Raw genomic sequence first — 22260 nt, 5'->3', positions numbered from 1 at the left:
TTCCCTAACAACTAAGTGGCTCCCTGAACAATCGGTAGGTGTAACCCCGTCAGGACGGAGGTAGGTTCGATCCCTACCACGGGCTTGGGGCTGTGGTGGGCCCCTCCCCTGTGAGAGTGTTCCCCTCTCCCACGATCCCCGTTATTTCCCCTGGTTGGCGCACCGCTGTTGATTCCGCGGCTAGGTTTGCGGTATGGAGAGTCGCCGACCCATACTAATTCTGTAGCATGAGAGACTACGAATTGGTCAGCAGGTCTTTTCAGAAATCGGACCAAGCATTCTGCACGGCATCCGCTCGTTCTTGTTTCCGGGTTTCCTTCACCCGCGGATCATAATGTCGTTTTATAATAGGGATTGAGACGTCGAACCGTTCGCTTGCTTTCCCGTGAGGCAAGTCTCCGTTCAAATGATTAACAATCGACCCTCGACGGACCGCATGAGGATAATACGAATACGGGCAGACGTCAGAATCGGGATCACAGGATCCATCGCACGTAACCTCTGTCGCATCTTCGTTGGCCCACCGGCAGCTCGTCGCTTGGTACGTCCATCTTCGGAGGGTTGAACGTGAAGCCCGCCCATGCTGTGTGCTGAACAAAGGTTCCCGGCCAAAATCTCCCGTCACATCTACCCTGTCTGTTGCGATGTACTCTTCCAGTGCATCCACGACTGTCGGCTTGAGTGTAATATTCCGCTCACCATCGCTATGGGAGCCGTGACTACTTGCCCCATTTTTGAGCCGTGTCCCCTCGTCTGGCCTGTGTCGGACATGTAAATCATTGCTCGCCGAAAGCAGATCCCCAACATCGAGTGAATGAACCTCCCCAATCCGTAGACCGGAATTGTAGAGTAACTCGATTAACGCGTGCTGTGCTGTCCCGTATCGTTGTGCCCGGTGCTTCTGAATGATATGCATGGCCTCTGATTCGGGCAGGGCCTCATCACGCGCATTCGGTGACAGTCCAAGTTCTTCCTTGTCGAGCAGGTCGCGTAAATTAGCCGGACAAAGATCCCGCTTGTTGAGCCAGTTCAACCATACGCGAACATTCTTCGTGTAGGTAATAATCGTAGCAGCAGCCTCGTACCTGGTAAATAACTCATCGACGAAAGCGTCGATGAGACTTTCAGATAATTCGGCTGGATACTTGACGCCCTTCTCGTCGGCGAAGTCAATGAACTCTGGAATCGTGCGTTTGTACTGGGAAATCGTTGATGGGCTCCGATCGCGTCGGCGGAGGAGGTACCGCTCGAATAACTCTTTGAGCGTACGCTGGTCAGGAACGGAATCAAAGTCATCCTCCCCCACGTCAAGTTCGTGAAGGAGTTGACTGATCGTTCCCGGATCGTCGATTTCAGCCAATGCCTCCGCCAACGCCTCCGACATTTATTCTCGTGAGAGCGCGAACCGCCGGATGTCAATCGGAGTTACAATACTATCCTGACCGTGTGATTTACTCGCCCGCTTTATCGATCGCCGGAGGGTATCGGTCGTAGCACGCCCTGCATGCGTCGTCAACAACGGTTCTGGGGTACTATCGATAGGATCACGCTCGTGATCTATATAGGTTGAAAGCGCTGTGAGAGTCTCCTCGGAGAGATTTTCGGTTCTGGTATCGGTTTGACTGCTGGGGGTCCCTCGCAGTTTTAGCGCGATGGTTCCGGCTACCCGGTCTAAGTCGTTCAGATTGAGCTGCTGAATTTGGTAAATTCTTCCATGGGTTTCAAGCAGTAGCTCGACAAGGACGTGCGCCCGGTTTCCGAATTCACAGCGCCGCAGTCTCGTTATGAATTCCTCTACCTGTTTGTGGTCGTAGTTGGGGTTCTGGACTACTGCGAGGTTTGGTCCTTGATTCGAATCATGATCTCCGTTCGTACCTTCCCGTTTAACCGCGGTTTTGATTTGAGCGGTGGCGATTTCAGGCGTAGTGTTCCAGGCTCCGGATAGGAAGCGGCCCAAGATTGCTATCTCACCTTGGACCGTTGAGGATGCTTTTGAATCCGCAGTAGTGAGGTGGAACTTAGCAGCTTGTTCGGGTGTTAGCTTCTCCTCAGTCAGGCCGTGGTTCTCGCAATACTGCCGGAAGGCTTGTAGAGTTGTTTTGTGCGACCTGACTGTGGCCTCGGTAAACGTGCGCGAGATGGAATCAAGATACTGCTCGACTGCGTCTTCCATTATTTCAGCACCTCCCCTTCTCTATTGGTACGTCCGTGCGCGCGTAGGTCGCCGCGTGACTGTTGCTCGGTACTCCGATTGTTTACCTCCCAGACGGTGGGAGACTGTTCGGCTTTATTCTGGTATCGCATCGCGTCTTAGTGTAGAGAGGCTATCATCAACCCCGCTTGCAAAACTGAGTTAGATATCAAAACATTCCGGTTGTGAGAATGTTCCTAGTTGATCTCCTCCCAATTGGTGCCAATCTGTTAGTGAGGGATGTGATGAGGAGACCGTCATGATTAATTAGTGATTGGTTCCAGCAATTGGCGATGGGAGAAGATTCAGCTGCAGGAGGAAGAGAACCGACCGTATCTGATTCTGAGTTATTAGAACTCTTTGATGATGCCGATGTGCCGGTTCTGAAAACGAGCGAACTCGCCGAGAAGATTCCCATTGGAGAACGCCAAGTTCGCTCCAGACTCGAAACTTTGAGCGAGGACGATCGAGTTGGGTCGCGGATGATTACGGCCCAGAATCGTGTTCGGTTGTGGTGGCACAGTCGAATCGGCGTAAAGCGAACATGGTCATCGACAGAGGCAGACCTCGAATCAATTGACGTCGAAGTAGTAGATTCGCTAGAGTTGCCAGGGAGGGGAGAAGCCCTTCAACAGCGGCGTCAAGCGGTTAACTCAGTATTCAAGTTCTTGTTTGATAATGAGAGCGATAGTGCAGGGAGGCTAAAATTGGTTGCGTGGGGCGCAGACCCTGATTCGTACTCATCACCCGAGAGCCTCTGGAATAACTGTGTCAAAAAAGCGCTTGATCAGTCTTGTTTTTTCAGGCTCTTTGAAACAGAGAAGGAGTGGCAGCTGACTGAGATGGCATCCTGGCTACGACAACATGGAGATTGTGCCTTATGGAACGATTGGGGCACTCATCGTGATCGCTTAGATTACGAATGTCACGACAGGTTATGGACACACGTCATTGGAAGACATGATTCTCTCGGGAAACCTTCACAGAATCATACTAGTGTACTAACTCAGGGTTTAGATTTCGAAGGTATTGATTTATATTACCTCTTAACTTCGGATGAGCCTATGTGGTCGGGTTCGTCTGCGAAACTAGGCCACGGGGTACAAATCCAAGATGATCCGGAAGTACTCCGAGAAATCGTTCAGTCAAAAGATCGTATTGAAGCAGCATTCAGTTTTACTGCGAATTGGCGTGACTTAATTGAGGAAGATTCGACTGTGTTAGTGGCCCGGACTCGTTCTCTCGACGTGGATCCAAATGAAGTATTTAAGGATGAAACTAGCCGTTCCCTCCGCAATGTGAAGAAATGGGTGGAAGAGACCCAGGACCAAGTGATTCGAGTTGTAGAGAATGAGATAACCGGATTTTGAGAGGCATTAGCTATACCTCCTATTAGAGCACGCTTCGTAGCGAATCGTATTCCCTACCCAAGTCCTGAATACGGTATTCACAGACTCTGTATGGGTTCTTAGCATCAGAATCCCAATTATTATATTCGATCGTCTACACCTCGTCTGAATGAATTTCTTACTAGCGGAAGGTTTTGATATCTCTGTCAGATTTGCCAGCGTGGTTGGTGTTCCAACCCCATCTCTCAAGTGTGGTAATCGAACCAAAGCAGCAACGTTCCGCGGGTCAAGTGCTTCGAGAGCGCCCGAAGCCGAGCCGCGTGAACACCACGGTAAAGGAACAGTTCTCTAGGCAAACCGGCAGCGAACTACGTCCGAGCAATAACCACGGCTGCGTGCGTCGGTATGATGGATCGAATCATACCTGCAAGGTGAATGGAGGTGATCATCGTGGCCGCAAGACACGATAGGTCCAATCAGTCAACAGAGATGGTGAGGCCGAACTTCACCATCACGCCGCGACACGACAACCTGCTGGATCGACTGGCAGAAGACCGGTATGCGTCTCGAAGTGAGGCGCTACGCGCTGCAATTGAGCACCTCAACAAATCTGTATCCGAAGACGGTGACACAGTTACTGAACAGCTTCTTTCCCGGATCGAACAGCTCACATCCCAGGTTCAGTCCCTCGAAGACCGGTTGGACGACATTTCAAGCATGAACCCTGGGAATAGCCAGCTCGGTGGTGCTTCTACTGGGTCTGCGAATCCTGCTGTTCAGAACTCGGTGAAGGCACGTGATACGGACGTGTCTGATGCTGTCCGAAACACCGTCTACTCAGCATTATTGGACAAGGGCGAACTGCCAGTTCAAGAACTCGCAGAAGTCTGCGATGAGTCGGTGACAGATGTTCATCAAGCAATCCAATCTCTCGTGGATGAAGGGCTCGTCACCAGTATCGACACCGACGACCAACACCGTTACGACATCAACACCCCTGATTAGGTAAATGACAGACGCTACAACGACACTCGACGACTTCACGAACAGCGAAGAATCACCACCTTCCACCACGGATAAGGATACTTCCGGTTCAGAAACCAGTACCCCTGAATCCGATTTCGATACCTGTCCGTGCTGGGCAGAAGAGAACGACAAGGATTGGCAAGATCTTATGGACGAAGCAGATCTCTACGACCCAGGTTGCGGACATGCCATTGACTACTTACGAGACAATACTAATGCGAAATTCAAAGAGAGTACTGCGAAAACATATTCGAGCCGACTCCGCTATTTCATAGAACATCTCCACGAGCACGAAACACTTCTTCAAAATGCGACTATGAAAGATGTGGGTAGATTTATGAAAAAGCTCGCTCGTTCCGGTCGTTCGGAATCAACGATCGAGATTTATCGGACTGTGATTACTGGGGTGATGAAACACATAGAACTCTACCGTCACGTGGAACCTGAAGTTCGTTGGGAAGTTGTCAGAGAGGAAATAACCCCCTCGTCATTTCAAACTCCGCCAGAAATGGAACGAGAGCCGCTTGACAAAGAGGAAGCCAAACGACTATTTAAGGAACTCAAGACATTCAGAAATCGGCTACTGGTACAAGCGGGTATTGAGTTAGGTCCCCGAAGTGAGGACCTTCGGACAATCGAGCTGGATGATATCGACATAGAAGGGCGGGAAATTGAACTGAAGAATACGAAGAGCGGAGGTCGATATACCCTTCCATTGAGTGAAGACTTGGCCCTCCGATTGCGACACTGGAGGTCCGTCGAACGACCTTCCCTTCCCGATGCAGAGGACAGTAAATACTTGTTCCCGAGTGAACAGGGAGGGGCATTGAGTGGTACACAGTTCAATGCGATTATCAAGAGAGCTGCTGAACGAGCTGGAATCCAAGAAGTAGTTGGGACGATGCCATTAACGGAGCGGCAGCAGGAAATCCTCGGGATAGGTCCTGAGAAACGATTTCACCGAGTTACCGCACATACCCTTCGTCACACCTTTTCGAACTTGTTGGCTGAAGAAGGATATGAATTGAAAGATATAAGTCTCGTCTTGTGTCATGATTCTATGGAGACGACACAAAAATATTATTTCGGAAACAATAGTGATATAAAAGAGGGTATGTCGAGTGCGTTCCCAAGCCCGGACGTGTGATACTAGATATATTTTGGTATCCTATTTAAAATTTATATAGCTCTTAGCAGGTTTTATTGACTAGTAGGGATTTGGTGGCGCTGTTTAAACCCCATTTTTCAGACACAAACTTTGGTAAATCTGTTGTATAGAGGTTTGAGCGAATCGAACATTCGCGCGAACCAGCGGTCCGAAGGACCCGGTAGTGAACGCGATTCACCGACTGCTCAGCCTTCGGCTTCGCCGTCGGCATTTGGCATGAACGGCTCTGTTGAAATCCTAAGCTGCTGATAGTTTTCAAGTGCTACTGAAGACGGAGCGTCTGTCGGCCAAGAGGTCGGAGTCAAATCGCTAAGTACAGAGCAACCGTTTACTGAATCACAACGGAGTATAAGTCAGGAACACCCTTTCATTTATTCCGTTCGATTTATAAATTGGAATATGGATTCGATGGGCCGCCGGTCAGCCATTCAGAAGTTCCCTGCTCTCGTTGTAGTCTCAATAGGAGGTTGCCTTGGAGATACCCCATCTTCTTCGACAGGCCCTCCTACCGAATCAAATCCAGTAAGGACGATTGGCCCGACTCAAACAGAGGGTAGTCTAATTGAAGTCTCTATGGGAAACACTTCTCTGGACGATATAGAGCAGGAATTGAGAAGGACTGTTTCAAACCGAACAGACTGTATCGTTGAGAAAATCCCTATCCAACCGTACGATTCGGGGATATTAGTAACCACCCGGACAATTGTACCGTCGATTGACAATGCGGATATTGAATTTCCTTCCCCCTCATATGACCTTCTGAAAAAGGTCGCGCCGAGCTCAATTATCGTCACTTCTGCAAGCGATTCACCGGATACAGAGGATGAGTATCCTGTCTATATCAAAGCCATTCTTCAGAAAGAAGAACGCGAAGAAATCATTCCTCGTATGAGTGATTCGTGTTAGGTGCGCAACCCCACTTACCGGGTGTTTCACAGCAGATGGTGTCTAACCAATAGGATTTCAACAGAGGCGCATGAACGGGTTTTCGCCGAGCGGTGCGCGAAGTGCGCCCGAGGCGAAAAGAAGTTCGTCTGTAGTTAGCGCTGTCCAGTTACCCCGTATTCCCGATCAAATGGATCTCAGAAGAACAGGTAGGTAAACCCCGTACTCAGGAGAGGCTCATGGATTATTGAGGAGCATTAGGGTGTAATAGTGGTCACTAAATGGGCATCTCAGGCCTAGAAACCCTGCTTTCAAGGGGTGAGGTGGTCATTCAATGACCATCGTTCAGTTCTGCCAGTTTCTCGCGCCTAAATTCCTGAGTTTGGGTAATATTGAGATTATAATATTTCGGTACTTGTCTTGTTGAAATATCTGTGAGTAACTCCTGTGACCAAATCGCCAGATTATCTATCAGCCGAAAAATGCTACAGTAGCTGTAAGAGAGATATAGTATATATCCTGGCAGTAAAATAGAGTATTCCAAAATCCCTCTCCGAGATGATCGAAATATCTTATTGAATAATTATCAGGTTAGAATGTACTATCAAGCAATACCTAATAGAACCTCTAGACGTGCTTCTATCTCACTCATCTTACTGGCAGAGAGTTCCCCCATCTTCCAAACATTGGGGTCCTCGCTTTGGTCCATGATTCTTCCCGGGACTGAAACAGCACTAAGTAGTCCGAGCTTTGCTATGGAGTCGTCGTCAACCTCTTCACTTGTTGAGGAAATTGCTACGTCTGCAAATTCTTCTTCTGATGACTGACTTGTGCTTAACGGAGCTACGATGGTTGTATCGTGTCTATGATTCCGGGTATCGTTCTGAACTATGATAGCTGGATGAGGATTTTCAAATTCTTCGTCGGGAATATCTTCTGGATCTGGAAAAGTTACCCAAACTACGTCCCCTCTAGATACCGTTGGCATAGACCCTATCTATCAACTTCATCAGTTCTCACGGCTAGTTTTGTCGTGATCGAATCAGCAGTAGCTTTTGTCCAAGGTTCTACATTTTGATTAGTGGTTTCGCATTTCTCTCTCTGTGGACCGTCATCTGGGCCATCTCTTGAGTACTCCGTATAGAGATTTCTTGCCACTGCTTGCCCCCTCAAACTATTGATTTCGTCATCAATGTCTCCCCGGAGCGTTTGAAGATTTCCATCGATTGCGTTCAACAGTTTGTCATCATTTTTGCCAGGGGAGAGATGAACAGTATTCTTCGAAATCAACAGGGCAGCATACTTCCAGACATCAGAGTAGAACAAATTAACGACTTTTTTAATAAACCGTTCTTGAACTGGCGTCAGGTCGTTTTTATCTGAAGCTTCTGCGATAACTCGTTTGAGGAGTTTTGAGTATTCACTATACGTATTGAACACCTCACTTAGTGCCTCAACTTTGAGCAACTCTCTATGTAATTCAGTAAGTTCGTGACTCAATGATTTGGAATAGTCCTCAGCCTCTGCATGCCATTGGTTATCTTCCTTAATATTATCAAGAATGACCTGCACCTGAACACTCTGTTTATACAAACTTCCATAGGGAGAGGGCGCATGATCTTCATAGAACTCGATCAGATACTCTTTGGTCGGGGTCTGGAGAATTCTATCGAAGTGAGTACAGTCTCTAGTGAAATAATAAGCGTACTCCTCGGGGCTGTAAAGTTCATCACCTGGATCAGGGAGACGTGACTCTTCCGATGCTTTAATTTCAGATTCTGGAGTCGCCTCAATCCGTGCAGTACTGGTATCAAATACAGGAGCTGGTCCGTATTTGTACCACCCGTAAGTAACAGGAACACCCAAATCTTGAATCGCAAAATGCGCTAACTTATTGACCTTGATTGGGTCAATAGAATCGGAAGAATATCCCTCCCAATCCATGGCGATCTGAATTCCCTCCTCAATATCCTTGAGGAGGTCATCCTCATCCCCTGGAGTGAGCATGGTTGCTAACGATAATTCTTTCCCCAGGTGTAAAATCTTTCCGTGCAGTACGAGAGGATTGTGTCCTAGATGACGGGCAACCCGTTTTACGTTGTTTGGAGCTTGAGCTTCTCTACTTCAGACTGATAGGCTAGGGAAAACCAAGCCGATGTTATCGAGGTCGAATTATTAGTTCCTACAAAGATGTCCCAATTGAACTTTACGCCGGTAAGTGAGTCCCCTGTACTTACCAGTCGATACCGTATTCGAACTATTCCATACAACCCGAAAGGAGAGAAAGATAAGCGACGTTCTCAGGGCAGATGTTTAAATAGGGGTGTTTCATTTGATTATGGGAATCATGTCTCAAGACACAGCGGTAGAGAGTATTGTTGAAAGAGTAGATGGGATAAGAGTTGATAGTGCTGATCTTTCGGGGGTCGCAGAGGTTGAAGTGACTGTTGATGAGAGTGATCTACCAGATGAGATTAAGCAGGTTAGGTCATGGGTCGAAAACGCCGTCGAAAGCTACATAGAAAAAGAATTTCGAGAGGCTGGCTATAAGGTTCGTTGTCAGGCTCGTGCGAGTGACATCACTGAAGACGACCCCGTTCTCTATTCGGACTTGGAAGCTAGTGAATCCAAATATTCTGTTTGGCTCCAGTTCGAGAAATCGAACTTCTAAACAAGAGACCCTGTTGAAATCCTCAACCAGTGATAAATTCCAACCGAATCACCGTGGTGGATCGAAACGGCTCCGAATCAGACTGAACGCCTCATTCTCTCCGTGAGTATATCCACGAGTAGTGTCTGAATCGGCATGGTTGGCGACCAACATCCGATAATTCAGATTCACCCCCGCGTCCTTTAGCAGCGTCACGAAGGAATGACGAAGAGTATGAACAGTAACCCGATGCCATTCTCGACACTCAACCTCCTTGCCATCTCCCTCCTGCTTTCGAACTTGGGACTCCCCGATTACTTCCTGAATCCCAGCTCGTTCTGCAGCAGTACGGATAATCGAGTTCAAACTCCCGTTTGCTTCTAAGCGTTCCCCACACTGACTTGGAAATAGATACGGACTTTCTGCTGCAGCGGAATAGCCAGGACGGTGGTGACGGTTCCAGTGCTGGATTTCGAACGCGAGTTCGTTACTAATGGGGACGTCGTAGGGCTTCGAGTTCTTCGGGTTTCGAACGTGAATGGTGTTCTCATCGATATCCTCAAGACGGAGATTCCGGATGTCGGAATTCCGTAGCCCAGTCTCAACACCTACGATCGCCATCAGACGGTTTCGGAAACTATCAAACGCGTCGAACAACCGCCGAATTTCATCCCGAGAAAGGGCGTCCCGTTCGATTGGCGGCGGTGTATTGAATTGATTCAGGTCGATCTCTTGGAACCGAATCGGATCCAACCCTAGCTCATCTCCAACATCCGTTCGAAGGCGGATGTACCTGTAGAGCTCACCGATTGTGGCGAGTTTTGAACTGAGGGTGCTTTTCCGGTTTCCGCGCCGAACACACCAGTCGAGATAGTCGAGGACATCTTGGAACTCCGCATTAACTACCGTTCGGTCACGCTGATCGAGAAATGAAACGTACTCCGTCAGATGCCCATCATACGTCTCGACAGATGATGAAGCGAGAGTCACCCCTTCGTTTCGACTGAGGTACTCCCGCGCATACTCGTCCGCGACTCTGTACGACTCCGAATCCTGCTGGTCACTACTCATACTTACCCTGTGTCCGATGATACCCGGCCAATTGGAACCGAGACGGGTGTTCATCTGTTCGAACGATGGTCCCTCTATCAAGTAGTGTTCCAAGTGCTGGTTGCAGTTCTGAGAGTGGCAGTTCGAGCCGTTCCTGTAAATCTTCTATCCGGACTGGTCTTTCTGCCTCTCGAATCGCATCCCGAGCTACATTGCAGGCGTATGAAGTCCCCCCATCACTCGGGTCTCGGTGGGGTTTCGCTACTTCTCTAGAATCTGCATCAGATAAGTCAAGTTCGTCGATGGCCGCTGAGAGTGAGTCCTGCCGGTCTGCCAACCGCTCCAGATCTTTCTGAATACCTCTCATCGTTTGTGCATCCCCGGTTCCGTTCAGTGTCTTCCGGTGGTCTTCGATCGCAGCACGAATACACAAGCTGATATTGCCCTGGTAGTGCTGTTGGGCGAGTTTAGCAAGAGTCTCGTCTAATGTCTCTGTGATGGTAAACTTCCGACGGGTGAAGGTAGACTCTGAATCATCTACCATCACATTTCCCCTCGCCACTGGGACTGCTGCTTAGCTGATTGTTGGGAAGTCATACTGCTTCCCCCGCGAGTTCATTTGCAGGGAGGAGTCGGAATATGTCCGTCCAGATCTCCCAGAATTCTTGGATTGTTCCTGTGCTCACGACTTCAGGGGAGTTTGTCTCGGTAAACCGGGGTGCTGTCCAGTCCTCTCGTGAGAGTTCGTAGTCTCGTAATTCGGCATCAAGGTACTCTACGAGCTGGTGTTCTAATGAGAGATGCCGAAACCCTCGGAGGCTCGCGGTAGTACTTCCGTTTGAGCACAACTCTCGTCGAAGAGTAGTAAGCATCCTGCTGGTGGGGGTGATCAGAATCGTTTCTTGGTAGCGGTAGGGTTCTAGTGCTTCTTCGAGATCTTCGATTAGTTCTGTGTTTGACTCGATTTGGCCACTGTCGAGTCGTTCAGCCTCTGTAGTGATGATTTGATCAGCGTTCCCTACTCCGAACTCCCAGTATACCGGAGCCTTTGGTTCACTTGGTTGTGCAGAATGGGCTTGGTCTCGGGATTGAATGATCAGGAAGATCCAAGTTTCTCGGAGAGTATCGACTTGGATCCAATCACGTGCCATCGGCAGCACCTCCTGTGAGTGGTTGCTGATCCACCGGTTGAGGGCCCGATAAGAATCTACGCTCACCTTGTTTCTCACATGAGGGACAGTGGGGTGGGCGGGTGTTCGAGGGACGCCATTCGATTGACTGCCATTCGTACGTCTCTCCGCATCCTCGGCAGGACCAGTCATGCACTGCGTGCTCTTCTGCTAAGTCGGAGAACGCATATGCCAGGGCTGGGGTGAGTTTTGCGTTACTGTGGGTGTCGAGGTATTCGGTGACTTTCTCACGCGGGTACTCGGTGAACAGCGGTAGTAGCCCGGTTGCTCCTTCGTCTTCGAATTCTCGTTCTCCCATCCCACAGCGCTCCGCGTAGCTACAGAATTCACACTCCCATGCGTATTCTGGATTTGCTGGCGGGAGCGTATTGTTCATTCGGTACGAAGTGTGCTGTGCCGCCCATTCAACTACTGTCTCTCGCCAAAACTCCGGGTCAAACTGGATATAGAACGGTGTGATGTCGAAGGTGGTTCGACTGCCATAGAGGAGGACAGCTTCTCGAACCTCTTCTTCGAACTTCTCGGAAAGGCCCTGCATGTACGCGTGCGCCTGGGCTTTGTGGTGTTTATTCGGTTGTTCGACGCCGTCTAGAGACCGTTTTGTCTTGATCTCCGTGAGGAGCACTGGGTCATAGTCAGGAGTGACGATTACAGGATCAGTTGCGCCCTTTATCCGGAGGTCTCCAACGTCGGTTGATACGGAGAAATCGATCCAAATCGAGTTCGTAACGTACTGGTCTGCAGTGATAACCTCTTGTTCGAGGAACGGAACGATGACATCTTCTTCGAACCTGGAGCCAGCCCAGAAAATCCCGGACGGGTCGTCCGACTCTTCTGGCGCGTTTTCCTGGCTGTAGTACACCTGCCGGCTGCATCGTAGCAATTTGTTCGGACTGTGCCGATGAGCGGGCGGGACTGGGCTTGCTCCGTTAAAATACGGTTGTCCATTACGGATGTTCCCGGCAACTTGGCGTTCCTGCCACCAATTCTTGAACGTATCCGGGTCGAGATTTCTGATCGCTTCATCAACCTCGGGAGAGGCTTCGACGGCATCTCCGGGACCGGTTTGGGTCGTCTCGCCCTTGTTCGTGAGTAGGACAAACTCGTTGTTCTCTGAGTCCATTCTGGTGGCATATTGCCTTCGAGGGTTATCATCAATCGTCGATTGTGCCGTCGAGTATCGCTTCCTCGTGGTCGGATTGGTCAACGATTGAAGAATAGAATATGAGTTCACTGACGGTGCAGCTGATTGATGCTGCCATGGCCAGCGCGACGAGGTTTTCGTCTGGCTTGACGGTCTTGCTCGTTGAATTGTAGTTCAGGGCACCTACCTCGGCTAATTTCGGGAGGTGTGTCTGTATAAGCGAATTATAGACGTTACGATATTTTTCCCCGGTTGCTTGGTCTTTTGAGATTCCTTCTTCGAGACTCGCTATCTCACGTGCGAGTTCTCGAACCGAAAGTGAGCAGGTGCCCCCATTCGAGAACTCCGTCTGGTCAGGTGCAACCCGTAATTGAGGGTGATAATGGATTAATAGGAAGATCGTATACCGGCGTCTTGAAGCGCGCAAGGTATGGTGGATTGTTGAGGCGGTTTCGTCAGTGTTCTTCGAGATGTGAGTGGGGTCGAACATTTCACGTTTCGTGCTTCCCTACAGCTGGTTGATTTCCTACTAGTGGTGACTGTCTGTGAGTTACCGATCGGTCCTGTGGGTGCACCTTTCACACCCACAAGGTCACACTAGCACCATTTAATTCCTTTGCAGGAATTAATACCTTCGAACGAGCGAATGACTTTCCCTGCGTAAAATCTCTCACCGGTAATGGCGGCTGGCCGGAAACCGACTGTATCTGATGAGGAAATTCTCGATGTCTTCCAACAATCTCCCGACCCTGTACTTACCACCCGTGATGTAGCTGAGGCCATCGATATGGGACGACGTGGAACCTACCAGCGATTAGAGGATCTTGCGGAATCAGGTACTATACAGAAGAAGAAGGTCGGTGAAACCGGGGCTGTTTGGTGGTCCGACCAAGCGCTCAAACAACGATTTTCAAACGAGTGACTCCATTTCTGTACATGGAAGTGCAGCTGGAGGGCAGTTGAATGACCCGTCTTCTTGAAAGTTTAGAGCGAGCGCAGAATGATGCCGAACAAGAGCACCATTTACGAATAGCACTTGACAACCTCCTTTCTCAAATCAAAGACGAGAGAATAGACGGAGTGGAAACCGTCGAAGACCGTCTTGGTGACCCATCAGCAGCCCCGGTATTCAAAGCCGTCCACTCCTACGCATATTGGAGGTTATCTACTGACGACGCATACGAGGAAGGGGCGAAGCCTGCAATTCAGCAGTTCCCAGTCGCGTTCGAAAATGCACGTGAGAACGAATGGAACAGCATTGCTACTCTCTGCCTTTCAGAACTCATCACCCTATACGGAGAACTCAACCACGATGACAACCTAGAACAGTGGCTCGAAAAATCAATTTCATTTCTGGAATCGGAATACACTAGTCGGAATGTCAACCTTGGGGATGTCGGCCGTCTTTTCGACACCCTGCAAGCGCATCGGTATGCTGGAACTGAAGCCACTCTGGAACGAGCCATCGACTATCTGAACGAACGAATAGATCACGCAAAACAACGGGAAGACTACAGTAATGAGCGTGAACTGTTGGAGGAGCTGATTGAGTTAAAATCGCATCTAGGGCTGGACATCACAGCAGAGCAAAAAGCAATCGCGGACTCATTCGAGGCAGAGGCAGAACAGAAAGGGAGGCGAAGCAACATGGTTCGTGCGTCGGTTCTCTCAAACGCGATTGAAAGGTGCGAAGAGTTCGTCGATGATCAACGAGTTGCAAGATGGAAACGGGAGGTACGTGAAGCAAATCGAACCGCCATTGAGGAGGAAATGCAGGAAATCACCCATGAACCAAGCGACGAGGAGCTGGAAGAACTAGAAGAAGGCGTTGAGTCGATGGTTGAGACGTACGAGCAGTGGGTAAACAAACGTGATCCGTGCTCTGCATTCAAATTAGCTCTTAGTCAGGAAGTGTTCATACCTGATTTGGAGACGTCCAGAGATATCGCAGAGGGGTCCATGATTAGTGAAATCGTGACGCGCAGTACTATCTCACCTGAGGGAGACACCGTCGCTGTTCGCAACCCCCGTGAGGAGTTCGATACTCAACCAGCAAATTACAGCGCAATGGAACAGCACACTAGTGCTATCCTTGGTTCTGTGCTATTTCGGCTGGTCACACGGGATATACTCAGAGAGCACCATTTCTATCGCTTGATTGAGGATGCACACTGGCTAACTGCTCATGATCAAGCGTTCCTCACCGACTTTGTGATCGCTTTCTTTTCTCACCGCTACGCTGAGGCACTCCATATCGGTGTTGCACGTCTTGAAGGGGTAATTGCGAGAACGCTGGAACATAATGGTGTCCCTGTAACGAACGTTGAGAATGAAGAAAGCGAGCAGCGGGCTCTCGGCGGTTTAATCCGTGAAATGAGCGGCGTTGTAGATGAGAACTTCCTCGCATATCTGAACTATCGGTACGTAGACCCTGCAGGAATGAATCTTCGAAACCGTATCTCACATGGGCAACTTCGGTACGGTATGGCGAATGTCCACCATACGTCCATCTGTCTTTTCGATATTTTCCGTTCAATCCAAAGAATTGAGACGTTTTACGAATAAAACCGCTCTTTTTCAATCCTAGGCCTTATTGAGCTCTCAATAAGTGACCGTTCTCAGAGGCTGTGCTCAATACAGGGCAAGCAGTTACCGAACCGTCGATTTCTCTATCCGAACTATTCACAAATGGGCTGCTGAGTATAGAGGGTCTATTCAGTAGGGGAAGGAGAGTCTGCTTCTCCAAAGAGACAGCGACTTCCAAGATATTTATGCATCGTCTCAAACGTTAACCTATGTCAGATAGCACGCCTCCGGTGGATTATCCTGAAGTACTGGAAGCTATCGGGGTAATAGAAGCAATACAGAAGAGGGAGGAGGATGAGTTTGTCGAAAAGTTCAATGAGATAGCGGTTAATCCCAGAGAAGATCTACCAGGAACTGACACAGAGACTCACCAACGGGTTACGACTACCGTGGGTACGACTTGTCATGAGATCTCCGTTGATGGTCTCCTGGATGAAGTCCTAGAAGCGGTTTATCTTCGAGGGCACTCATCTACGAATGAGTTAGTCCGGTGTGTTGTTTACGGGGTTGTTGACCAAGATGGATTCGCTGAGAGGCTTCAAGAGAAGCGTGAAGATGATATTGATTATATAGGCCATCAGTATCAGTCTGCGGGTGAGGTTTTGATGCAAGAGATTTCTGAGGCACTCAGCAATCTGATAGCAGATGATCTTGGAGTTGGCATATTCACAAAGAACAGAGAATCTTGGAGTTCTGGAAGAACGTCTATGCATCACCCAACCTTTTGGTCGTTCGATTTCTCGGATTCGACTCTGAACTCGTTTGAGGACTTCATGAGTGAGGAGGACCTCTTCTGGTATGGCATAGACGATATTCATGTCTCTAATCTGAACGAGGAGTTGATGCAGTACGGTGACAAGGAAAGATATGTTTTCCCTGGTCGTAGAAACTTTACAAGTTCTGTAGGCAGTTTTAGATTCAAAAGTATACTCGTGAACTTCTATCAAGAAGGAGCAGATAGTCGTTATAGTAGGGATGGTGATCCTACCGGTTCCATGTATACTCGTCGAGGATACAGCAACTTATCAATGATTTTTGAGAAGTTGCTATGGTCTCTCTATGGATATTACAAGTTCCATGCACAAGAGGACCCCGAGTATGAAGAATTATCAGACAATTCTGACGGTTATAAAGACCAATATGGTATCGTGAAGAACTTTCAGAGTAATCGTCAAGATATAAAGAAGAACTGGAGACGAGTATCGAGGCAAGTTGATAACATAAAGCACTCTTTTGAGAAGTCCAAACCGTTCGGGGAGCGTTCCGGTTTTATAGCCCAATTGGTTGATAACGCAATCGAGATCGAGACTTACGCTGAAGAGGAATATGAGGATCTGATTGAGAAATACGACGATGCTATTACGTTAGTTAGGTCTGATATCGAATTGAGCTCTACCATAGAAACGGTCGATCTTCAGAATAAGATTAAGTCCCAGAATGAGGCAGCAAAGAAATTACAGTGGATAGGTGGCATTCTCACTTTAGTGATTGCTGTGTCAAGTGCGATTTCCTTGTTGATTCAGTCTGGCTACTTGTAGATTCTGTATAAGGCTAGTGCCCATCACCGGATAGAAATGTCCAATACGCGCAGTCTATTCAGCACTCTCCCCTCAACATAAACGATATCTGGCAGAATCTGCAGTGGTAGGTCGGCAATCATACTTACCGGCTGTTTCACAGGAGATAGTATATGACAAATAGGAGTTCAATAGAGCCAACTATTCTGAAATCCGATAACGGCCTATCTCGTCGGACCCACAGTCCGGACATTCGTCAGCGCCCGGCGAAAGATTCGTCCCACACTGGCGGCACTCCCACACTACTTCCGTATTGTCACCGGGCAGTAACCGAGTGAGGACTGTGCGGACACCCATTGTCTCTCTTCCAACTAGCGGGACACATTAACCCTGGCGCACGACTCATTTTGATGGAAACCAGTGCGTTCAAGAGACAATACTACCGAAAACTTACGTTAGAGGGGGACAGAGATTCCAACGGAAGGAACCTGTGACACGCTCCTTCCACTCCCCTCTTGTATGAACGCCGACGAATCGTCACTCGGCCGGTGTCCGGACTGCAGCGAGCGTATCTCTGAAGCGTGGCTACTGGTTGAATACGAAAAGGACGACGGAACCAGCGGCGTGTGGGCTGAGTGTCCGGCGTGTGAGAGCGTAGTGGCCCCGGAGTAGGGGAAAAACAGTAGAGTCAAGTGTTCTTCGTCATCCATTCGGTATACCGTCTACAATGAAGATTTCAGAACAACTCCGCTGTCTGTTTTCTGCTACCGTCGAAAAGCGGGACGATTCCTACGTTGTCGAAGTCCCCAAGCAAGAGATTCAACTGGGCGACCTTCAGCAGGGCGAGACGTACCGTGTAGCCGTTGTTCCGTCACCCACGACCGAGGAATCCGACGATACTGACGCCGATTCACAGCCCGAGCAAGCGGCACAGTCGCCTCAGTCGCCGCAGACGCCACCCGTCGAGGAAGGCGAACAGCGAACCGTCGAAATCGAAGATATAGGGGAACAGGGCGACGGTATCACGCGTGTCGAGCGCGGTTTCGTCGTGATCATCCCCGACACCCAACAGGGCGAGCGTGTCACCGTCGAGATCACCGATGTGCGACAGAACGTTGCCTTTGGCGAGGTCATCAAGCGCTTCAACTACTACGAGTAGAGGACACCCTTACGCGGGATTCAGTCGCAGGGTTTGATAAAGCGCCGCTATGACGTGACAGAATAACATGGATAGGGACGCTGTTAGGAAGTATGTCGAACAATCTGAGGCGGTTCTTGACTCTTCGCCGCAGATGGACGAGGCCAACACGAAGGCGGCTGTCCTGCGCGACTTCTTAGAATTTCTCGACTGGCAGATTCCTCAGAACACTCAACTTGAGTACTCTGTCGAGGCGTTCGGGCAGACGTACAAGGTCGATTACGCGCTGGTTCTTGACGGAACGCCCGTCGCATTTCTCGAAGCGAAGGGCGCGGATACCTCCCTCACACACGACCACGAGGAACAGTTGTCGTCGTATATGATGAATCGGAACGTAAACTATGGTATCCTGTCGAACGGCAAGCAGTATCGCTTCTTTCAGCGTCGTGTAGACGCCTCGAACGTAGACGTCCAGCTGGTCGGTGACGTAAACCTCGAAGACCTCCCCAACCGTCTCGCCGTTCTGAAAGCCTACGAGAAGGACGCTATCAAGTCGGGCGAATCAGGGAAGATACTCGGTAGAATTAATGATCTCCGTGAAGCCCGCCGAACCCTCAAGGCGGACAAGGACGACTTAGCAGTCGAACTCTCGAACACGCTGGCTGACGAGGTTTCAAACTCTATCTCGTCACTGGCAGAAACACAGGCAAAAGAAATGATAGACCGGCTCGTGGAAGACATAGACTCGGAAATCGATGCCGACGGCGGAGGTGCTGATGAACCGGTTGGTGGCGGTAGTGGTGGTATTGAGCCAACAGGAAATCATATCGTCGGGACAATCCGACGGGCAGAGATTGACGGCAACGATGACGCGAAGGTAGCGGTGTTCCCGACGAAGGAGTCGGGTCTACCGTTTCTCAAGGAGAACAACGCGTGGGGATTCGTTCGGGTTGGAAGCGAGTTTGACTACGTTGCGATGTACGTGACCGGCGACGTGCGTCGGGTCAAATACTTCGCTAAGGTGGACGACGTTGTTCCGACTGAAGAGGCTGAATTATCTCGCCCAATCGAAGAGTACGCCGATGGCGCGAAAATCGCGGAGGACAAGATGGTTATTCGCTTCGAGCCGGAGAGCCTGTACGAGTTGGAAGACCCGGTTCCGTATGAGTCGAAGTATCCGCAGGGACTTCGTTATACCACACTCGGAGCGCTTCGGTCGGCAGAGACGACCGACGATATGTTCTAACCCTCTTTTCGGAATGGTTCTGTTGCCGAATCAGCTGCCGTGTTGAATAGCGGTGCTGACCGGAACGGCCGAAATTTGAGTCGGCTTGTCAAGGTCTGATGCTAGTGGTCTCAAGATCGGTGTCACTTCGCCGTGGCTCAGAGGACGCTATTCAACACAGCAGGAACGAAGAAAGACACAAGCCCAGCGCATCCCACTACTCAGATATGGCTGAAAAGAACGTAGGTGGCCGCGACCGACTCGTCCGTACACTACTCGCCGCCCTGTTGGCCGTTGTCGCAGTTAGTACGCTCCGAAAAGGGAAGCGCAAGACTGGCCTGCTTGCTTTCGTTGGGGCGCTTGGATTCGGGTTCAACGCCGTGACGTGTTTCTGTGGTGTGAACAAGACACTCGGTATTGACACCACGAGCGACGAATAGCATTAGTGTCTCTGTGTTACAATTGCTTGCACAGTGACCAATCCTGTGCTATGCCCAGCGTGTGGGTGGAGTGGCGAGAAAGCCGATTTAGAAGAAACCGCTGGATTCGTGTCATGTCCTGCGTGTGACACCGATATTAAGATTGGTGAGTAGTCACCATCATCCCAGTCGCAGATTCGTGAAACGACCACCCGCTCGAAGCCGCATAGTACACTTCAAACAATGGAACCTCAACCACTTGTGCGGTAACGACCGCGCTCACGATGTACTCGCGGCACTCTCACTGGGTGCTGGAAGGTAAGAGTCAGCCGTATCTGCCGAGAGTTGTACGCTGGACGGTCAATGCCATTGGATCTTAATCGATAAGAAGGTGATCCGAGGATCGCAATGACTCCCTCCACGAGGTGAACGAAAACATTAGTCGGCCAGATAGGGCACCATCCTAACTACTCATCATCTGGCAAATACTGGCGGCGTTGACGTAGTTTCTCCTCTTTCGTTCGTTCGTCGTAATGTCGGTCCAGCACATCCAAACCTAGATCCATTCGGGAACCGACGACAGGTTTCGGTGTATCCTGCTGCAGGTGATACGTGATAGATCCGCGCCGAATCGGATGGGGACTCAGTGAAGACGGGCACGAATGAGCCTGCGATGTAGGTAATGAGTCACAGGTATCCATATCCCGGTCGTGAGGGCAAGTACCGTCATACACGCAGGGGCGTGAATACTGATAGGCGATTGTCCGTCCACGATTCCGACTCAACCGATCACGGTTTGTAGCGAACAATGGGTCACGCCCATGATCATCAACGACACCAGGATGGTTCACCTCCAGCCAATCATCAAGAACGGTGCACACCCTATTATTGAGCGCGACCAATCGTTCACCGTTAGATCGATTCTTGAGTGACGTTCCTTCGTCGGGTCGGTGAACCAACTCAATGTACTGTTCTTCCGCACTGTAGTCGCCGATATCGAGTCCGATTGCTGCTCCAATTCTAAGCCCAGTATGCCAGAGCACAGTCAGAAGTGCGTGTTCAAGTGTCGCGTACCGGTACTGGTCAAGGTGCTCTAACACTTTCTGAGCCCGTTCCGGCTCTAACATCACCTCACGGGCATCATCAGCTGTAGTTGTCGGGAGGATGATTTTCTCATCGAGGCCTTGTTCGACACCATCGATACTGGCGCAGAACCGGAGGAACTTTCGAAGGGTGGCCAGTTGACCCTTCATCGTCGCGGTCGCAACGCCGTCCTCGTCCCTCCGTTTCACGCGGAAACGATGGATGTCGCGTCCGGAGAACTCGTTGAGATTTTCGATACCCTGGTCTTCGCACCATTCGACGAATTGTTTGAGTCGGTAGTGGTGGGACTGGAGCGTCGCCGAAGCGACTTCGTGGCGACGGTCGTCGAGATACATTTCCTTCGCGGTTCGCGGATCGAGGGGTTCGAGGCCGTCTGACATGGGTTGTTACCCTGAAGCCGCGAATAGCGGGTGATCTAAGCAGGCTCGTGAGAGCCTGTATTGACGTGGAACGTATGGCTGACAGTCCCGAAGGTTCTGGATTGTCCCCGCCAGGGCCCATCCGAGTGCTCCGAACGACAGTGAGGAGCCGAGGCTGTCGCCTGGCGATTTGAACCAGGGAGTGAAGCGAAGCGGAACGACTGAGGTTCAAATCCGCCAGGGCCCATCCTTCCGCGAGGGACCCGTTGTTGAGCCGTCCCATACTCAAACGCCTCTTTATCTCTGAGTGACGACTTTACCAGTCCGCCACGAACGCCCAGCCGTGTCACCGAACTCCCTCCCCCGTCGACGACTCCTCGCCGCCACAGCCGCCGGACTCACGACTGCCGTCGCCGGCTGTTCGAGTCTCCCGGGCACCGACGACAGCACGCCCGAGGACCTCCAGTTCGACGAACTCCACCAAACGCCCACCTACGTCGCCGACGGCGTCGACCTCTCGCTGCCCGACGAGGTGCCGACCGTGAGCGGGCGGAACAACGCCGACCTCCTGCTCCTGCCCGGGGACACGGGCGTCGACGCCGAGCAGGCGGCCGAGTGGCTCGCCGCCGACCGCGCGATCGGCCTGCTCGGCGACGACGCCGAACCGACGTGGCTCGACTGGGAGACCAGCGACGCCTTCAAGCAGACGTTCGAGAACGAGGGCGTCGCCGACAGCGATCCCGACCCGGACCTGCTGGTCGGCGTGACCTTCGAGAACCGCACGTCGACGTACGGCCGGACGTGGGCGGACGGCCCGCGGGAGCGGGACCTGATCCGCGCGCTGGACGAGATCGTGGCCGATATCGAAGCGCACACGCCGACCTGACCGATTCAGTACTGCCTCGACCGGAGGTGCAAAGTCCCCTGCGAACGACTTCCACGGTATGCACGACGCGGAGCGTATCACGTTGGCCCGACTCCCCTCGGGCGTCGAACTGGAGACAACGATCCACACGTACGGCGACGGCGACGGGCCGACGCTGTACGTGCAGGCGGCCCAGCACGGTCGCGAGATCAACGGGAGCGAGGTGCTCCGGCGACTCCACGCCGAACTCCTCGCTCGACGGGACGACTTCTCGGGCACGCTGGTCGCCGTCCCCGTGGCCGACCCGATCACGTTCGACCGCGTCTCCTACACCGCGCCGGAGCCGCTGGACTCGGTGAACGCGAACATGAACCGCTGCTGGCCCGGCGACGAG

The 22260-nt window shown here is 50.9% G+C and carries 23 protein-coding genes; 14 read left to right on the top strand and 9 right to left on the bottom strand.

Going from position 1 to position 22260, the window contains the following annotated elements; translation table 11 throughout:
* Window positions 1-259: 259 nt before the first annotated feature.
* Window positions 260-1384 (bottom strand): tyrosine-type recombinase/integrase, encoded by a 1125-nt coding sequence (locus BMZ83_RS11435; protein ID WP_074878761.1) that lies wholly within the window; start codon window positions 1382-1384, stop codon window positions 260-262.
* Window positions 1385-2173, bottom strand: coding sequence for a tyrosine-type recombinase/integrase (locus tag BMZ83_RS11430; RefSeq protein ID WP_074878759.1), 789 nt, complete (start codon window positions 2171-2173; stop codon window positions 1385-1387).
* Between the two features lie 311 nt (window positions 2174-2484).
* Between BMZ83_RS11430 and BMZ83_RS16390 the strand changes: the two genes are divergently transcribed.
* The 4 genes from BMZ83_RS16390 (at window position 2485) to BMZ83_RS16380 (ending at window position 6640) form a co-directional block, all read left to right on the top strand.
* The gene (locus BMZ83_RS16390) at window positions 2485-3561 is read left to right on the top strand and encodes a hypothetical protein (protein WP_143076944.1); all 1077 of its coding nucleotides are present in this window, start codon (window positions 2485-2487) and stop codon (window positions 3559-3561) included.
* A 414-nt stretch (window positions 3562-3975) separates the two neighbouring features.
* The gene (locus BMZ83_RS16385; RefSeq protein WP_074878757.1) at window positions 3976-4545 is read left to right on the top strand and encodes a helix-turn-helix domain-containing protein; all 570 of its coding nucleotides are present in this window, start codon (window positions 3976-3978) and stop codon (window positions 4543-4545) included.
* 4 nt (window positions 4546-4549) lie between these two features.
* Entirely contained in the window at window positions 4550-5713 is a 1164-nt protein-coding gene (locus BMZ83_RS11420; RefSeq protein WP_079990169.1) for a tyrosine-type recombinase/integrase, read from the top strand.
* 420 nt (window positions 5714-6133) lie between these two features.
* Window positions 6134-6640: a hypothetical protein gene (locus BMZ83_RS16380; protein WP_143076943.1), complete on the top strand. Its 507-nt coding sequence runs from the start codon at window positions 6134-6136 to the stop codon at window positions 6638-6640.
* Between the two features lie 583 nt (window positions 6641-7223).
* On the opposite strand, the gene BMZ83_RS11415 is transcribed toward BMZ83_RS16380, so the two are convergent.
* On the bottom strand, window positions 7224-7607 hold the full coding sequence (locus BMZ83_RS11415) for a type II toxin-antitoxin system PemK/MazF family toxin (RefSeq protein WP_074878753.1): 384 nt from the start codon (window positions 7605-7607) through the stop codon (window positions 7224-7226).
* A 5-nt stretch (window positions 7608-7612) separates the two neighbouring features.
* A complete protein-coding gene (locus BMZ83_RS16375; RefSeq protein WP_143076942.1) occupies window positions 7613-8626 on the bottom strand; it encodes a hypothetical protein in 1014 nt (337 codons plus the stop codon).
* 340 nt (window positions 8627-8966) lie between these two features.
* On the opposite strand from BMZ83_RS16375, the gene BMZ83_RS16370 reads away from it, so the two are divergent.
* On the top strand, window positions 8967-9290 hold the full coding sequence (locus BMZ83_RS16370; protein WP_143076941.1) for a hypothetical protein: 324 nt from the start codon (window positions 8967-8969) through the stop codon (window positions 9288-9290).
* A 48-nt stretch (window positions 9291-9338) separates the two neighbouring features.
* Here BMZ83_RS16370 and BMZ83_RS11410 read toward each other — a convergent pair whose 3' ends face one another.
* From BMZ83_RS11410 to BMZ83_RS16360, 4 genes are all read right to left on the bottom strand, one after another.
* Window positions 9339-10340 carry a tyrosine-type recombinase/integrase gene (locus tag BMZ83_RS11410; RefSeq protein ID WP_166623274.1) on the bottom strand — a complete coding sequence of 334 codons (1002 nt, stop codon included), beginning with the start codon at window positions 10338-10340 and terminating at the stop codon, window positions 9339-9341.
* Entirely contained in the window at window positions 10333-10863 is a 531-nt protein-coding gene (locus BMZ83_RS16920) for a hypothetical protein (protein ID WP_166623273.1), read from the bottom strand. The genes BMZ83_RS11410 and BMZ83_RS16920 overlap by 8 nt, the downstream gene beginning before the upstream one ends.
* 596 nt (window positions 10864-11459) lie before the next feature.
* Window positions 11460-12632, bottom strand: coding sequence for a CRISPR-associated protein Cas4 (locus tag BMZ83_RS16365; protein WP_143076940.1), 1173 nt, complete (start codon window positions 12630-12632; stop codon window positions 11460-11462).
* Window positions 12633-12663: 31 nt separating this feature from the next.
* Window positions 12664-13143 (bottom strand): DUF7344 domain-containing protein, encoded by a 480-nt coding sequence (locus tag BMZ83_RS16360; RefSeq protein ID WP_143076939.1) that lies wholly within the window; start codon window positions 13141-13143, stop codon window positions 12664-12666.
* A gap of 189 nt (window positions 13144-13332) precedes the next feature.
* Here BMZ83_RS16360 and BMZ83_RS11400 point away from each other — a divergent pair, with 189 nt between their 5' ends.
* The 7 genes from BMZ83_RS11400 (at window position 13333) to BMZ83_RS11375 (ending at window position 19559) form a co-directional block, all read left to right on the top strand.
* Window positions 13333-13575 carry a winged helix-turn-helix domain-containing protein gene (locus BMZ83_RS11400; protein WP_074878749.1) on the top strand — a complete coding sequence of 81 codons (243 nt, stop codon included), beginning with the start codon at window positions 13333-13335 and terminating at the stop codon, window positions 13573-13575.
* Between the two features lie 41 nt (window positions 13576-13616).
* A complete protein-coding gene (locus BMZ83_RS16355; RefSeq protein ID WP_143076938.1) occupies window positions 13617-15218 on the top strand; it encodes a DUF4209 domain-containing protein in 1602 nt (533 codons plus the stop codon).
* A 230-nt stretch (window positions 15219-15448) separates the two neighbouring features.
* Complete coding sequence (locus BMZ83_RS16350; RefSeq protein ID WP_143076937.1) at window positions 15449-16777, top strand: hypothetical protein; 1329 nt, start codon at window positions 15449-15451, stop codon at window positions 16775-16777.
* Window positions 16778-17275: 498 nt separating this feature from the next.
* On the top strand, window positions 17276-17428 hold the full coding sequence (locus BMZ83_RS16915; protein ID WP_166623272.1) for a DUF7837 family putative zinc-binding protein: 153 nt from the start codon (window positions 17276-17278) through the stop codon (window positions 17426-17428).
* A gap of 55 nt (window positions 17429-17483) precedes the next feature.
* Entirely contained in the window at window positions 17484-17915 is a 432-nt protein-coding gene (locus tag BMZ83_RS11385; protein ID WP_079990168.1) for a TRAM domain-containing protein, read from the top strand.
* A gap of 67 nt (window positions 17916-17982) precedes the next feature.
* Complete coding sequence (locus BMZ83_RS11380) at window positions 17983-19140, top strand: type I restriction endonuclease (RefSeq protein ID WP_074878742.1); 1158 nt, start codon at window positions 17983-17985, stop codon at window positions 19138-19140.
* Between the two features lie 206 nt (window positions 19141-19346).
* Window positions 19347-19559: a YgaP-like transmembrane domain gene (locus BMZ83_RS11375; RefSeq protein WP_074878740.1), complete on the top strand. Its 213-nt coding sequence runs from the start codon at window positions 19347-19349 to the stop codon at window positions 19557-19559.
* A gap of 446 nt (window positions 19560-20005) precedes the next feature.
* On the opposite strand, the gene BMZ83_RS11370 is transcribed toward BMZ83_RS11375, so the two are convergent.
* Entirely contained in the window at window positions 20006-21022 is a 1017-nt protein-coding gene (locus BMZ83_RS11370; RefSeq protein ID WP_074878739.1) for a tyrosine-type recombinase/integrase, read from the bottom strand.
* Between the two features lie 322 nt (window positions 21023-21344).
* On the opposite strand from BMZ83_RS11370, the gene BMZ83_RS11365 reads away from it, so the two are divergent.
* Window positions 21345-21887 carry a hypothetical protein gene (locus BMZ83_RS11365; RefSeq protein WP_074878737.1) on the top strand — a complete coding sequence of 181 codons (543 nt, stop codon included), beginning with the start codon at window positions 21345-21347 and terminating at the stop codon, window positions 21885-21887.
* A 58-nt stretch (window positions 21888-21945) separates the two neighbouring features.
* Window positions 21946-22260, top strand: a 315-nt coding sequence (locus BMZ83_RS11360) for a succinylglutamate desuccinylase/aspartoacylase family protein (RefSeq protein WP_177191574.1), incomplete at its 3' end; no start/stop codon positions are given.

Origin of the sequence: Halolamina pelagica, from assembly GCF_900115675.1 — an archaeon.
In the GTDB taxonomy this organism is placed as follows: Archaea; Halobacteriota; Halobacteria; order Halobacteriales; family Haloferacaceae; genus Halolamina; species Halolamina pelagica.
This window is presented reverse-complemented; position numbering and strand designations above follow the sequence as displayed.

What these genes read in the sequence shown, in the direction of transcription:
- BMZ83_RS16380 (WP_143076943.1), top strand. Translation starts at nt 6,134, where the DNA reads ATGGATTCGATGGGCCGCCGGTCAGCCATTCAGAAGTTCCCTGCTCTC.
- BMZ83_RS11380 (WP_074878742.1), top strand. Translation starts at nt 17,983, where the DNA reads ATGGATAGGGACGCTGTTAGGAAGTATGTCGAACAATCTGAGGCGGTT.
- BMZ83_RS11430 (WP_074878759.1), bottom strand. Translation starts at nt 2,173, where the DNA reads ATGGAAGACGCAGTCGAGCAGTATCTTGATTCCATCTCGCGCACGTTT.
- BMZ83_RS11375 (WP_074878740.1), top strand. Translation starts at nt 19,347, where the DNA reads ATGGCTGAAAAGAACGTAGGTGGCCGCGACCGACTCGTCCGTACACTA.
- BMZ83_RS16920 (WP_166623273.1), bottom strand. Translation starts at nt 10,863, where the DNA reads ATGGTAGATGATTCAGAGTCTACCTTCACCCGTCGGAAGTTTACCATC.
- BMZ83_RS11410 (WP_166623274.1), bottom strand. Translation starts at nt 10,340, where the DNA reads ATGAGTAGTGACCAGCAGGATTCGGAGTCGTACAGAGTCGCGGACGAG.
- BMZ83_RS16355 (WP_143076938.1), top strand. Translation starts at nt 13,617, where the DNA reads ATGACCCGTCTTCTTGAAAGTTTAGAGCGAGCGCAGAATGATGCCGAA.
- BMZ83_RS11420 (WP_079990169.1), top strand. Translation starts at nt 4,550, where the DNA reads ATGACAGACGCTACAACGACACTCGACGACTTCACGAACAGCGAAGAA.
- BMZ83_RS16375 (WP_143076942.1), bottom strand. Translation starts at nt 8,626, where the DNA reads ATGCTCACTCCAGGGGATGAGGATGACCTCCTCAAGGATATTGAGGAG.
- BMZ83_RS16370 (WP_143076941.1), top strand. Translation starts at nt 8,967, where the DNA reads ATGTCTCAAGACACAGCGGTAGAGAGTATTGTTGAAAGAGTAGATGGG.
- BMZ83_RS11385 (WP_079990168.1), top strand. Translation starts at nt 17,484, where the DNA reads ATGAAGATTTCAGAACAACTCCGCTGTCTGTTTTCTGCTACCGTCGAA.
- BMZ83_RS11435 (WP_074878761.1), bottom strand. Translation starts at nt 1,384, where the DNA reads ATGTCGGAGGCGTTGGCGGAGGCATTGGCTGAAATCGACGATCCGGGA.
- BMZ83_RS16915 (WP_166623272.1), top strand. Translation starts at nt 17,276, where the DNA reads ATGAACGCCGACGAATCGTCACTCGGCCGGTGTCCGGACTGCAGCGAG.
- BMZ83_RS11415 (WP_074878753.1), bottom strand. Translation starts at nt 7,607, where the DNA reads ATGCCAACGGTATCTAGAGGGGACGTAGTTTGGGTAACTTTTCCAGAT.
- BMZ83_RS11370 (WP_074878739.1), bottom strand. Translation starts at nt 21,022, where the DNA reads ATGTCAGACGGCCTCGAACCCCTCGATCCGCGAACCGCGAAGGAAATG.
- BMZ83_RS16390 (WP_143076944.1), top strand. Translation starts at nt 2,485, where the DNA reads ATGGGAGAAGATTCAGCTGCAGGAGGAAGAGAACCGACCGTATCTGAT.
- BMZ83_RS16360 (WP_143076939.1), bottom strand. Translation starts at nt 13,143, where the DNA reads ATGTTCGACCCCACTCACATCTCGAAGAACACTGACGAAACCGCCTCA.
- BMZ83_RS16385 (WP_074878757.1), top strand. Translation starts at nt 3,976, where the DNA reads ATGGAGGTGATCATCGTGGCCGCAAGACACGATAGGTCCAATCAGTCA.
- BMZ83_RS16350 (WP_143076937.1), top strand. Translation starts at nt 15,449, where the DNA reads ATGTCAGATAGCACGCCTCCGGTGGATTATCCTGAAGTACTGGAAGCT.
- BMZ83_RS16365 (WP_143076940.1), bottom strand. Translation starts at nt 12,632, where the DNA reads ATGGACTCAGAGAACAACGAGTTTGTCCTACTCACGAACAAGGGCGAG.
- BMZ83_RS11400 (WP_074878749.1), top strand. Translation starts at nt 13,333, where the DNA reads ATGGCGGCTGGCCGGAAACCGACTGTATCTGATGAGGAAATTCTCGAT.